This is a genomic window from Massilia soli, from assembly GCF_016809835.1.
Taxonomy (GTDB): Bacteria; Pseudomonadota; Gammaproteobacteria; order Burkholderiales; family Burkholderiaceae_D; genus Telluria_A; species Telluria_A soli.
This window is the reverse complement of sequence record NZ_JAFBIL020000008.1, coordinates 46,767-59,669: the sequence shown is the minus strand read 5'-3', so window position 1 is coordinate 59,669 and position 12,903 is coordinate 46,767. Positions and strand designations below refer to the sequence as shown.

At 62.9% G+C, this 12,903-nt stretch carries 9 protein-coding genes; 8 read left to right on the top strand and 1 reads right to left on the bottom strand.

Going from position 1 to position 12,903, the window contains the following annotated elements:
- The first annotated feature begins 169 nt into the window (after positions 1-169).
- From I4X03_RS19105 to I4X03_RS19075, 7 genes are all read left to right on the top strand, one after another.
- Positions 170-2,557, top strand: a complete 2,388-nt coding sequence (locus I4X03_RS19105; protein WP_223469844.1) for a DUF1631 family protein — start codon at positions 170-172, stop codon at positions 2,555-2,557.
- Between the two features lie 288 nt (positions 2,558-2,845).
- Positions 2,846-6,373, top strand: coding sequence for a chromosome segregation protein SMC (gene smc, locus I4X03_RS19100; protein ID WP_223469843.1), 3,528 nt, complete (start codon positions 2,846-2,848; stop codon positions 6,371-6,373).
- The gene (locus tag I4X03_RS19095; protein WP_223469842.1) at positions 6,370-7,488 is read left to right on the top strand and encodes a cell division protein ZipA C-terminal FtsZ-binding domain-containing protein; all 1,119 of its coding nucleotides are present in this window, start codon (positions 6,370-6,372) and stop codon (positions 7,486-7,488) included. The genes smc and I4X03_RS19095 overlap by 4 nt, the downstream gene beginning before the upstream one ends.
- Positions 7,489-7,538: 50 nt before the next feature.
- On the top strand, positions 7,539-9,560 hold the full coding sequence (ligA, locus tag I4X03_RS19090; RefSeq protein ID WP_223470071.1) for an NAD-dependent DNA ligase LigA: 2,022 nt from the start codon (positions 7,539-7,541) through the stop codon (positions 9,558-9,560).
- Positions 9,561-9,580: 20 nt separating this feature from the next.
- Complete coding sequence (galU, locus tag I4X03_RS19085) at positions 9,581-10,474, top strand: UTP--glucose-1-phosphate uridylyltransferase GalU (RefSeq protein WP_223469841.1); 894 nt, start codon at positions 9,581-9,583, stop codon at positions 10,472-10,474.
- Entirely contained in the window at positions 10,471-11,007 is a 537-nt protein-coding gene (def, locus tag I4X03_RS19080; protein WP_223469840.1) for a peptide deformylase, read from the top strand. Before galU ends, def begins: the two co-directional genes overlap by 4 nt.
- A gap of 8 nt (positions 11,008-11,015) precedes the next feature.
- Positions 11,016-11,498: a hypothetical protein gene (locus I4X03_RS19075; protein ID WP_223469839.1), complete on the top strand. Its 483-nt coding sequence runs from the start codon at positions 11,016-11,018 to the stop codon at positions 11,496-11,498.
- An 84-nt stretch (positions 11,499-11,582) separates the two neighbouring features.
- Here the strand turns inward: I4X03_RS19075 and I4X03_RS19070 are convergent, their stop codons facing one another.
- The gene (locus I4X03_RS19070) at positions 11,583-12,278 is read right to left on the bottom strand and encodes a dienelactone hydrolase family protein (RefSeq protein WP_223469838.1); all 696 of its coding nucleotides are present in this window, start codon (positions 12,276-12,278) and stop codon (positions 11,583-11,585) included.
- Between the two features lie 170 nt (positions 12,279-12,448).
- On the opposite strand from I4X03_RS19070, the gene I4X03_RS19065 reads away from it, so the two are divergent.
- Positions 12,449-12,898, top strand: coding sequence for an STY0301 family protein (locus tag I4X03_RS19065; RefSeq protein WP_223469837.1), 450 nt, complete (start codon positions 12,449-12,451; stop codon positions 12,896-12,898).
- The last annotated feature ends 5 nt before the right edge of the window (positions 12,899-12,903 follow it).

The following is a 12,903-nucleotide window of genomic DNA, read 5'->3' as shown; positions in this document are numbered from 1 at the left end:
ATCGTAGGGAAGTCCATGTTGAAACTTTTGCGCGACATCAAGCTATGGCGGTCAGCGCGGCCCTTCCAGGTGATGCAAAATCGACAAGTTCCGACAATTTGCGTGCAAAAGCGTGGCGAATATGCAGATTGGCTATTGCCAAGCGGCAATATCGTGTCAGAATGGAGTCATGATGGCGAGTCGACAATCGGAAGCAGCTCTACCGCAGGCATCTGGCGCCAAGATCCGCCAGGACCTGTTGGAAAAGCTCGCCGGTATCGTTTCTAGCCACGTTAACGACAACCTGATGGCGGTGATCAACCGCATGATTGCCGAATTGCTCGATGCCACCGCCGCATCGGCGGACGGCAGCACCATGTTCCAGCGCGTTAAATCCGGCAATCTCCTCAAAGAAAACAGTTACGCCTTCTTCCACCTTGCCTGCCAGGCACTCGCCGACGCCGCGCGCACGGAACTGGTGGCGCTTGCGCCGGTCCCGGTCAAATCCGCAGCATCGCCTATCCCGCTCAGTTTGGTTTCGCTGGAGGAGATGGACAACCAGGTGACCTTTGAGGGCGTCAGCCGGCCATTCGATGTCGCCAACTCCGACGCCCTTGCGATGCTGAACGTGCGCCTCGGCCACATGCTCGAACGCGATGTATTGCGCATGAATCAGAATCCGTTCCGTCCGCAGGTGTTCCTGATGGCGCTGCAGCAGGCATGGATAGACTTCGAGCCGGAGCGCGCCGGGCATGCATTGATCGTGCCGATGCTCCGGCCGGGCATGCTGTTTGAATTCGCGCCAATGTATGAAGCGCTGAACCTGGCAATGCTGCGCAAAGGCGTGTTGCCGGGGTCCGTGGATTCTTACCGCATTCAGAAAACCGACAACGCTGCGGCGGCCAAGGCGGCGCGGGCAGCGGAAAAGGCGGCATTGTCGCGCCGGCTGCAGGATTTCTTCAAGTCCGGCCCTGAAGCCGATGACGGCATTCCGCTCATTCCTGACTTGCCGTCGATGCCGAAAGGCAGCGGCGGCTGGCGGCCAAGCACTGCCGCGGGCTTCGATACGCCGTTCGTGCCGCCTGTCGAACAGACGCGCGGCGGCTTCCTTGAGCGTGGCGCCGTGCTGCAGCCTGCGACCAGTGCCGGTGGGTTCGCGCCGGCCTCCGGCGATGGCGCTGGCGCGCAGGCTGTCGGCGCCGGTGGGTTTGCTCCTGCAGGCCTTGCGTCCGGCGCCGGGCACGCTGCCGGTGTCGGCGGCGGATTGCTGGGCATACTCGGGGAAATGCAGAAGCGCATGCCGCCGATGCCGGCATCAGGCATGGCCAGCGCTTCGGACAAGGCAGGTGCGCCCGCGCACAATGTGTTTTACCTGCCGCGCCTGAAAGAAAGCCTGCCCCAGGGCAGCCTGTCGCGCGGCGACGAGGGCACCATCGACCTGCTGTCGCGCATCTTCGAAACCGTTTTCCTCGACGACAGTATCCCCGCCGAAATCCGCGACCTGATCCAGTTCCTGCAAATCCCGGTGCTGAAAGCGGCGTTGTCGGACAAGAATTTCTTCTTCGAGGAAGCGCACCCGGCGCGGCGCATGATCGACTTGCTCTCGCGTATGGGCTGGGAGCAACGCAAGCACGCCGACGACCCGCTGTTCCAGGCGATGCGCCGCAACGTCGACCTGGTCGGCCGCGACGCCGACCGCGAGCAGGAAGCCTTCGCCGAAGCGGTCGCCGACCTGGAAGCATCGATTGCGGCGGACGAGTCCATCACCGACAGCGACATCGCCGGCCCGATCGCCAAGGCGCTCAAGCAGGAAAAGTCTGCCGAAGCGAACCGCAGCGCCCGGGTGGCGGTGGCCATGCGTATTGGCGGCAATGGCGCGGTCGACATCGTCGACAATTTCCTCGAAAAGAAATGGACGACGGTGCTGACCGTTGCCTACACGGTGGAAGACGATAAGCCCGGTGCGGTCGCCAACGCCACGCGCACCATGGACGATTTGCTGTGGAGTGTGAAGCCGAAGGTCACCACCGAGCAGCGCAAGGAGCTCATTGGCAAGTTGCCGGGGCTGCTGACGACATTGAACCAATGGCTCGACGTCATCAAGTGGAAGGACGCGGACCGCCTGCAGTTCTTCGCCGGACTGGCCGAATGCCATGCCTCGATCGTGCGTGCGCCGCTGGACCTGTCGCCGGAGCGCCAGCTGGAAATCGCCGTGGAGGTGGCGCAGCAGGATGCGATTCGCCGCATGGAAAAGGAGCAGGCAGCCGCCGCGCTCGAGCAGGAAGCGAGCGCGGACGAGGCGGTGATCACCGTCGACGGGCTGGAACGCGGCATGTGGCTCGAGTTCGTGCAGCCCGACGAGAGCGTTCGCAAGGTCAAGCTGGCGTGGGTCAGCCCGCTGCGCAGCCTGTACATTTTCTCGACCGGCGCGCGGCAAGAAGCGTTCTCGCTGCAAAGCGAAGCGCTCGCGCAGGCCTGCCGCGAAGGCAAGGCGAGGGTGATCCAGGACAGTGGCGTCGTCGCGCGCGTGTTGTCCGAAGCCATGAATGATTCGGCCGGCGCCGTCTTGAGCGCATAATTCCGCAATGATGCCGGGTGGGCGACGTTTTGCTCGTTCTCGCTGTCCATCGCCGCCTCGCTGGGCGTCTTCCAGCCGCCGGCAAACTCGCCTTTCTTCCCACCGTGGCTACCGACATGCTTCTTGGCAACCAGCGCCGCCTGCTTGCATCGTCCCGTGTTTCCCTGAGAAAGTCCGCTTGTCCTGGCTCCGTACTTGGCCATATTGCAAGCAACAGATGGTATGATGGTGGCCTTTCCGATCTCCGGGTAACCAAGAGCCGAGCAAGGCGAAGAACAGTTCAACAACGTGCGTCTATCTTCCATAAAATTGTCGGGATTTAAGTCTTTCGTAGATCCCACCAATTTCCAGGTCCCGGGTCAGTTGGTGGGCGTGGTCGGCCCTAACGGCTGCGGCAAGTCGAATATCATCGACGCCGTGCGATGGGTGCTGGGCGAATCGAAGGCATCCGAACTGCGCGGCGAGTCGATGCAGGACGTGATTTTCAACGGCTCCACGCACCGCAAACCGGCCGGCCGCGCCTCGGTGGAACTGGTGTTCGACAATAACGACGGCAAGGCCGCGGGCCAGTGGGGCCAGTACGCCGAGATCGCGGTCAAGCGCACGCTCACGCGCGACGGCACCTCCACCTACTACATCAACAGCCAGCCGGTACGCCGGCGCGACATCCAGGACATTTTCCTCGGCACCGGCCTCGGTCCGCGCGCCTACGCCATCATCGGCCAGGGCATGATCTCGCGAATCATCGAGTCGCGCCCTGAAGAACTGCGCGTGTTCCTGGAAGAGGCGGCGGGTGTATCGAAGTACAAGGAGCGCCGCCGCGAAACCGAAAACCGCCTGAACGACACGCGCGAGAACCTGCTGCGCGTCGAAGACATCCTGCGCGAGCTGAACGCCAACCTCGAGAAGCTCGAAGCGCAGGCGGTCGTCGCCAACAAGTTCCACTCGCTGCAGGCCGACCAGGAAGAAAAGCAAAAGCTGCTTTGGCTGCTGCGTAAGAACGAAGCGAAGGCCGAGCAGACCAGGTACTTCCGCGAGATGGAGCAGGCCCAGACCGACCTCGAAGAACAGACCGCCAAGCTGCGCCACGTTGAACTGGACCTCGAACGCATGCGCCAGGCCCACTTCGCCGTCGGCGACCGCCTGCACACGGCGCAGGGCCACCTGTACCAGACCAATTCGGAAATCGGCAGCCTTGAAGCGCAGATCAAGTTCGTCATCGAATCGCGTTCGCGCCTGCAGAACCAGATCGGCACCCTGACCGCGCAGCGCAACCAGTGGCAAACGCAGGCGCAGGAGTACCAGGAGCAGATCGAAGAAGCCGAGTACCTGCTTGAAGAGCTGGGTGGGCGTGTCGAGCAGTCGCAGATGTCGGCCGAAGCGCAGAGCGAACGCATTCCATCGCTGGAAACGGCATGGCGCGAAGCGCAGGAAAAGACCACGCAGTCGCGTCAGAAGATCATGCAGGCGCAGCAGCAGATCGAGCTGTCCTCGGCGCACCAGCGCAACGCATCGAACATCCTGCAAGGCCTGGCCACGCGGCGCGAGCGCCTGCAGCTGGAAAAGAACGGCTTGAACCTGCCCGACAGCAGCCACCTCGCCAACCTCAAGATGCAGCTCGAGGAAAAGCAGCAGGCGCTGGAAGAGCAGACCATGATGCTCGAAGAGGCGTCCGAACAGCAGCAGCGCGTGGAAGAAGAGCGCTCCGCCGCACAGTCGCAGGTGAATGCGGAAAGCGCCGCCAACGCGCAGCTTGAAGCGCGCCTGTCTGCGCTGAAGCAGCTGCAGGAACGCGTGCAAACCCAGGGCAAGGTACAACCCTGGCTGCAGAAGCATGAGCTCGACGGCTTGCCGCGCTTGTGGCAGAAGCTGCACATCGAGCAGGGCTGGGAAACCGCCATGGAAGCGGTGCTGCGCGAGCGCACCGGCGCGCTGGAGATGTCGAACATCGACTGGGCCAAGGCCTTCTTCAGCGATGCCCCGCCGGCCAAGCTGGCGTTGTACGCTCCGACCTTGCAGAACACGGAGGCGCCGCTGGAAGTCAATGGGCTCAAGCCCTTCGCCAACCTGCTCAAGCTGAACGAAACGGGCCTGCGCGGCCTGCTGCACGACTGGCTGCACAATGTGTTCGCCGCCGATGACACGGCAACCGCATTCGCAGAACGGGGCAAGCTGCCAACGGGCGGATCATTCATCACGCGCCAGGGCCACGTTGTCACCCAGTCGAGCGTGCGCTTTTACGCCGCCGATTCGGAGCAGGACGGCATGCTCGGGCGCCAGCAGGAAATCGAAAACATCACCCGCCAGCTGCGCGCACAAGCACTGCTGGCCGACGAAGCGCGCGCCCGCTCGGTGCGCGCCGACGCTGCCGCAACCGACCTGTCGCGCCGCCTGCAGGACGCGCGCCAGCGCATCGCAGGTTTGACGCAGCACGTGCACGGCCTGCAGATCGACGTCGTCAAGCAGTCCGAAGTCGAAGCGCGCTTCAACCAGCGCAGCACCCAGATCGCCACCGACCTGGCCGAGATCGCAGCGCAGGAAGCCGAGCAGCAGCAGATCCAGGCCGAGGCTGAAGAGAAGTTTGAACAGCTCGACATGGAGCTGGCCGAACTGCAAGGCGCGCATGAAGACGGGCAGACCGTGTTCCTCGAAAAAGAGCAGGCGCTGGCCGACGCGCGCCAACAGCTGCGCGAGATGGAACGCGCGGCGCAGGAAGCGCAGTTCGCCGAGAAATCACAGCGCAGCAAGATCGAGGAACTGCGCCGCAATATCGCCACCGCCACGCAGCAGGCTTCGCAGGTCGGCGAGAGCATTGAGCTCGGACAGCAGGAACTCGAATCGCTGGAAGCCGGCGCCGCCAACGACGGCCTGCAGGACCTGCTTGAACGGCGCACCGGCCAGGAACGCGCGCTGTCCGATGCGCGCCATGAGCTTGACCAGATCACGCAGCAGCTGCGCAGCGCCGAGGAATCGCGCATGCAGGCCGAACGTAGCCTTCAGCCGCAGCGCGACAAGATCACCGAGATGCAGCTCAAGGAGCAGGCCGCGCGCCTGAACCAGGAGCAGTTCAACGACGCGCTGAAAGCCGTGGAGGCCGACGAGGCGGCGCTGAACGAGAAGCTCCACCCGGACATGAAGGCTTCGTACCTGCAGGGCGAGGTCACGCGCCTGACCAACGCCATCACGGCGCTCGGCGCGGTCAACCTGGCCGCGCTCGACGAGCTGGCGCAGGCTTCCGAGCGCAAGAACTTCCTCGACTCGCAGAATGCCGACCTGACCGAGGCGATCAACACGCTGCAAGACGCCATCCAGAAAATCGACAAGGAGACGCGTGACCTGCTGCAGGACACCTTCGACCGCGTCAATCATCACTTCTCGGAGCTGTTCCCGATCCTGTTTGGCGGCGGTAACGCCAGGCTGGTCATGACCGGCGACGAAATCCTCGACTCCGGCGTGCAAGTCATGGCGCAGCCGCCGGGTAAAAAGAACGCGACCATCCACCTGCTGTCGGGCGGCGAAAAGGCCCTGACCGCGACAGCGCTGGTGTTTTCCATGTTCCGGCTCAACCCCGCGCCATTCTGCCTGCTCGACGAAGTGGACGCGCCGCTCGACGATGCCAACACCGAGCGCTTCTGCCGGATGGTCAAGCGGATGTCCGAACATACTCAATTCCTTTTCATCTCGCATAATAAAATTGCGATGGAAATGGCCAATCAACTGATCGGTGTGACGATGCAGGAACAAGGTGTATCGCGCATTGTGGCGGTGGACATGGAGTCCGCCGCAAATTTTGCTACTGAGGCCCAAGCAGCATGACAGATCTTCAAGTAAGCCTTCTTGCAGCCGGCGGCGTGTTTATCGCCGGCGTATATACCTATAACAAATGGCAGGAATACAAAGCCAAGAAAACCGTGGAGCGGGCCTTCGCCACCGACCATGACGATGTGCTGATGCGCGCTGGCGAGTCGCGCCAGGAGCCGTCGTTCGACCTTGGCCTGAACCCGATCCCCGGCGCCGCTCCAGGCGCCGGAACTGGCTTCGACGGCGAGCCTTCGGGCGCCGCGGCCACCGACGACTTCGCACCGATCGCCGCGGCCCCGGTCGGCCCGGACGGGCTCACGCCCGCCGCCGAACTGGCCAACACGCTGGTCGACCCGCTGATCGACTGCCTGATCCCGCTGGCGCTGGAAATCGCGGTCCGCGGCGACAAGATCCTGCCAGCGTTGCAGACGCTGCGCCACGTCGGCAACAAACCGGTCCACTTCATCGGCCTGCACGTCAACGGCGACTGGGAGCCGATCACCCACGGCGGCGTCTACACCAAGCTGCAGGCAGGCGTGCAGATGGCCAGCCGCACCACCGCGCTGAACGAACTTGAATACTCCGAACTGGTGACGCGCCTGCGCGCGCTGGCCGACGACATCGGCGCAGAACCGGAAATTCCGGACATGATCGAAGTGATGGGCGAATCGCGCACCTTGCATCGCTTCGTCGCCGCGCACGACGCCCAGCTGGGCGTGAACCTGATGTCGAACGGCGCGGCCTGGTCGATGACCACCCTGATCGGCGCATTGGAAAAGCAGGGCTTCGACGTGCGTCCGGATGGCCGCTTCGCGATGCCGGACGGCGAGGGCGGCATCCTGTTCACGCTGTCGACCAATGTCACGCTGGGCGCCGATACCACGTCGCGCCTGACGCTGCTGCTGGACGTGCCGTGCGTGGCGCCGGCGCGCGACGGCTTCGGCGCCATGGTCACCTGCGCCAAGCAGCTGGTCGAGCGCCTTGACTGCACCATCGTCGACGACTTCGACCAGCCGCTGACCGACGCCGCCCTTGGCGAGATCAACGGCCAGGTGCTGGAGTTCTACCAGGAGATGGAAGCGGCCGACATTCCTGCCGGCTCGACACGCGCGATGCGCCTGTTCAGCTAAGTTCGGGGAGTATCGTGACCACCGCAGCAAACAGCGCACACCTGGACCGGATGCAGTGGCTGACTACTGAGCTGAATCGCCACATCTTCGCCTACCACGTACAAGACGCGCCGACGATTCCCGACGCGGAGTACGACAAGCTTTTCCACGAACTGCAGCAGCTGGAAGCCGCGCATCCGGAAGCGGTATCGGTCGATTCGCCGACCTATCGGGTGGGTGCGGCGCCAATCCCTGAGTTCAAGCAGGTCACGCATATCGTGCCGATGCTGTCGTTGAATAACGGCTTCACCGACGAGGATGTCGAGAACTTCGACCGCCGCGTGCGCGAAGGCCTCGGCGCGGTGCAGGCCGAATACGCCAGTGAGCTCAAGTTCGACGGCCTGGCGATCAGCCTGCGCTACGAAGACGGCGTGTTCGTGCAGGCCGCCACGCGCGGCGATGGCGCCACCGGTGAAGACGTCACGACCAACATCCGTACCATCCGCGCTATCCCGCTGCGCCTGCACGGTAGCGCCGTGCCGAAGGTGCTGGAAGTGCGCGGCGAAGTGTTGATGTACAAAGCCGATTTCGCCAAGCTCAATGCGCGCCAGCGCGAAGCAGGGCAGAAGGAATTCGCCAACCCGCGCAACGCGGCGGCGGGCAGCCTGCGCCAGCTCGACTCGCGTATCACCGCGCAGCGCAGCCTGCGCTTCTTCGCCTATGGAATCGGCGCGCTTGAAGGCGTGTCGATGCCCGATTCGCATTCAAAAATGCTCGACTGGTACCACGCGCTGGGCCTGCCGGTGTGCGCCGAGCGCGCCGTGGTGCCGGGCTTCGAGGGCATGCTCGCGTTCTATCGCGACATCGGAAAGCGCCGCGCCAGCCTGCCGTATGAAATCGACGGTGTCGTCTATAAGGTCAATCGCGTTGAAGACCAGCAGCAGCTTGGTTTTGTTTCGCGCGCGCCGCGCTTTGCGCTGGCCCACAAGTTCCCGGCCGAGGAGGCGCTGACGCAGGTTCAGGATATTGAAGTGCAGGTCGGGCGCACCGGGGCGATCACGCCTGTGGCGCGCCTGGTGCCGGTGTTCGTCGGCGGCGTGAATGTGATGAATGCGACGCTGCACAACGAAGATGAGGTGCGCCGCAAGGACATCCGCATCGGCGACACCGTGATTGTGCGGCGCGCGGGCGACGTGATTCCGGAAGTCGTCGCGCACGTGCCGGAACGGCGTCCTGCGGACGCGCGCGAGTTCGTCATGCCGGCCAGCTGCCCGGTGTGCGGCTCGCCAATCGTCAAGCCCGAGGATGAAGCAATCGCCCGCTGCTCCGGCGGCTGGACGCACTGCAGCGCCCAGCGCAAAGGTGGCCTGATGCATTTCGTGTCGCGCCGCGCGATCGACGTTGAAGGCATGGGCGACCAGCTGATCGAACAGCTGGTGGACAAGGGCGCGGTCAAGACCGCCGCTGACCTGTACCGCCTCGACATGGACCGCTTGTGCGCGCTGGACCGCATGGCGGCCAAGTCGGCGCAGAACGTACTTGACGCGCTTGAGAAATCGAAGAAGACCACGCTTGCGCGCTTTATCTACGCGCTCGGCATCCGTCACGTTGGCGAATCGACCGCCAAGGCGCTGGCCCAGCACTTCGGCAGCATCGACGCGCTGCTTCATGCGGCAACGTGGGAGAATGGCATTCAGCTGCTCGACGTGGCAGATGTTGGCCCAGTCGTGGCGCGTTCGATTGCAGAGTTCCTGTCGGACGACGACAACCGCGCCCTGGTAGCCCAGCTGCGCGAGGCCGGCATGACCTGGACCGAGGGAGCGCATTCGATGACGAAATCGGACAGCGCGCTGGCCGGCAAGACGTTTGTGCTCACAGGTACGCTGCCGACGCTGAGCCGCGACGACGCCGCGGCGCTGATCGAAGCGGCAGGCGGCAAGGTGTCGGGATCCGTATCGAAGAAGACTTCATATGTGGTCGCCGGCGCCGACGCAGGCAGCAAGCTGGCCAAGGCGCAGGAGCTGGGCATCACGCTGCTCGACGAGTCCGCGTTGTTGGCGCTGCTGGAGACCGTCAACGGCGCGGCCGCATAAACGAACAAACAGGGGGCAGGATGCAGCGCATCAGAAAAGCAGTATTCCCGGTGGCCGGTTTAGGCAGCCGCTTCCTCCCGGCTACCAAGGCGCAGCCGAAGGAAATGCTCCCGATCGTCGACAAGCCACTGATCCAGTACGCGGTCGAGGAGGCTGTGGCCGCCGGCATCACCGAGATGATCTTCATCACCGGCCGCAACAAGCGCGCGATCGAGGACCACTTCGACAAGGCCTACGAGCTTGAAGCCGAGCTGGAAGCGGCCGGCAAGGCGCAACTGCTGGAAGTGATCCGCGGCGTCATCCCCAAGAACATCACCTGCATCTACATCCGCCAGTCGGAACCGCTGGGCCTCGGCCACGCGGTTCTGTGCGCGCGCCCGGTTGTCGGTAATGAACCGTTTGCGGTGCTGCTGGCCGACGACTTCATGGACACCAGCCCGGATTACAAGCCTGTATTGCAGCAGATGACCGAGGTGTACGATTACGAAAACTGCAGCGTGCTGGCGGTGCAGGACGTACCGCGAGAGAACACCAAACAGTACGGCATTGTCAGCGCTGCGCCTTACCGTCCGGGCATCGAACTGGTGTCGGGCATCGTCGAAAAGCCGCAGCCGGAGGTGGCGCCATCGACGCTTGCCGTGGTCGGTCGCTACGTGCTCACCGGGCGCATTTTCGACTACCTGGAAAATCTCGGCACTGGCGCTGGCGGCGAGATCCAGCTTACCGACGGCATCGCGGCCTTGATGGCTGCCGAACGGGTGCTGGCGTATCGATACGCCGGCCAGCGCTACGACTGCGGCTCCAAACTTGGCTACCTGAAGGCGATGACTGCGATGGGCCTGAAACACCCGGAGACCGGCCCAGGGCTGCGCCAGTTCCTTAACGACGTTTGTGAAAGACTCGACCCGAAATGACAGTCCGTGAAATTCTCAAAATGGGCGACCCGCGCTTGCTGCGCGTCGCCGAACCGGTGCTTGAATTCGACACGCCCGAGCTGCATGCGCTCATCGCAGACATGTTCGACACCATGCATGATGCGAACGGCGCCGGCCTGGCGGCGCCGCAAATCGGCGTCAACCTGCAGCTGGTGATCTACGGCTTCAAGCAGAACGCGCGCTACCCGGACGCACCGCAGGTGCCCGAGACGGTCTTGATCAATCCGGTGCTGACGCCACTGTCCGAAGCAACGGACGACGCCTTCGAGGGCTGCCTGTCGGTGCCTGGACTGCGCGGCCTGGTCCCGCGCTTCAGCGAGCTGCGTTACGAGGGCTTCGACCAGTTCGGAAACAAGATCAGCCGCGACGTTGACGGCTTCCACGCGCGCGTGGTGCAGCACGAAGTCGATCACCTGCTCGGGATCCTGTATCCGATGCGGATCCGTGATTTCTCCCAGTTCGGCTACACCGAAGTGATGTTCCCGGATCTCGATCCAAACGACGACGACTAAGACAATCCATGATCAAGACATCCGCCCTCGCGCTGGCATTGCTGCTGTGCGCCCAGGCCCAGGCACAAGAGCAGGCGCCAGCGCCGGACAGCGGCAAACGCAGCGAGCTGTGGCTCTCGACCGGCTTTGCGACGTACCACTTCCAGAGCGACAAGGACCTCAATGGCCGTAACCCCGGCGTCGGGATCGAGTACCGGTTTTCGGATGAAGCATCGGTGACGGCGGGGCGGTTTTATAACAGCGACCGCGAACACTCGAAGTATGTGGGTTTGTATTACCAGCCGTGGACGTACAAGGGCGTAAAGCTCGGCGCGGTGATTGGGGCGTTCGACGGCTATCCGGAGATGCGCGATGGTGGCTGGTTTCCAGCCCTGATTCCCGCGGCGACGTACGAGTACAAGCGGGTGGGTGTCAACCTGGCGGTGATCCCGACATACAAGAACCGATTGCACGGCGGGATATCGCTGCAGTTGAAGTTTAAGCTGTTCTAAAAGTACGCGCTCTTCCGCCCTACGTTGACGGTAGTACTGGTAGGGCGGAAGAGCGCGCAGCGCGTCATCCGCCGAATCCCAAGATCAGCCCAACCGCTTCTTAAAGAGCTCATACGTGCGCTGATTCGCCAGCTTCGCCGACGCCGCATCGTAATGCGACCCGTTATGCCGCGCAAACGCATGGTTCTGCCCCGCATACGTGTACACCGTCACATTCGCATGTCCCTCTGCCGCCTTGGTAATCTGCTCGCGCGCTGGCGGTGGAATATACTCGTCGGCTTCGCCCAGGTGCATGATCATCGGGCATGACACCGACTGCATCTCGGCCACAAACTCGTTCGTCCTGCCGCCGTAGTATGCCGCCGCCGCATCCGGGGCGTTGCGCGCCGCCGTGAGGAACGTCAGCAACCCACCCATGCAAAAGCCCATTACCCCTACTTTGCCGTTGGCGCCGTCATAGTCGCGCGCGGCCTGCAACGTCGCGCCAACATCCTCCACGCCCTTATCGAGATCGAAGGCCTGGTACAGCGCCATCGCCTGCTTCCACTCTTCCTGGCTCTGGTCGGTCAGGTCGACACCCGGTTGCAAGCGCCAGAACAGGTCAGGGCAGATCGCAATGAAACCCTGCGCCGCCAATTCGTCGCAGGTCGCCCGCAGGTCGGCGTTAATGCCGAAAATTTCCTGGATGACGACAATGGCGGGAGCTGGGAGCGTCGCGGGCTTTGCTACGTAAGCGCCGAAACTGCCGTCAGGCGTGCTAATCGTGATGCGTTCATTCATTGCGGTCTCCAATGGGTAAATGTCAGTAGACATTTTGTCACACTTGACCACGCCGGACGGTTCCCGATGGAAGAAAGAGGTCTTCCCCGCAGGACGCTATTTGCTGCAACTCAACGGCAGGCAGCGTGATCTGACTCAAAATGCCCCTTTGCACTAGCAACGAGGGCACTGTGCACCTCAACAATGTGGGATTCCTTGTGATTGCACTGACCGTAATCGGATTGCCTGCCAAAGCCGAAGCGTGTCCACTTCGCCTGTCGAAAGACGTACTCCAGTTGAACGCAGTACCGAAAGGTTGGACGCCATTGCTGCGTAAGCAAGAACTTACCCTGTCGGCAGTGGGAATGCTCCATGGAGCATATGACGGCTCGGGATATTTAAAGCCAACGGTAACTAAAGTCCGCAAGGCTGGCGGCCAGGAGGAGTTCACCTCGATATGGGATTTTGCTCCGCCGCCGCACTATGAACGATGGTACTTCTGCGAGTACGGTGAAGCCATCGAACTACTCAGGCAAGTCGATGTGAGTGCCCGCAGCTGCACCATTGTGAGCACGCGCGAGGGAAATGCAATAACGGCGATGCGGATAGCGTGTACGCCAGCTGATCCGCGTCGCCGTTAGCCGAT

Excerpts from the sequence above, each read along its gene's own strand:
- I4X03_RS19105 (WP_223469844.1), top strand. The coding sequence starts at position 170 with ATGATGGCGAGTCGACAATCGGAAGCAGCTCTACCGCAGGCATCTGGC.
- I4X03_RS19095 (WP_223469842.1), top strand. The coding sequence starts at position 6,370 with ATGACAGATCTTCAAGTAAGCCTTCTTGCAGCCGGCGGCGTGTTTATC.
- ligA (WP_223470071.1), top strand. The coding sequence starts at position 7,539 with ATGCAGTGGCTGACTACTGAGCTGAATCGCCACATCTTCGCCTACCAC.
- galU (WP_223469841.1), top strand. The coding sequence starts at position 9,581 with ATGCAGCGCATCAGAAAAGCAGTATTCCCGGTGGCCGGTTTAGGCAGC.
- def (WP_223469840.1), top strand. The coding sequence starts at position 10,471 with ATGACAGTCCGTGAAATTCTCAAAATGGGCGACCCGCGCTTGCTGCGC.
- I4X03_RS19075 (WP_223469839.1), top strand. The coding sequence starts at position 11,016 with ATGATCAAGACATCCGCCCTCGCGCTGGCATTGCTGCTGTGCGCCCAG.
- I4X03_RS19070 (WP_223469838.1), bottom strand. The coding sequence starts at position 12,278 with ATGAATGAACGCATCACGATTAGCACGCCTGACGGCAGTTTCGGCGCT.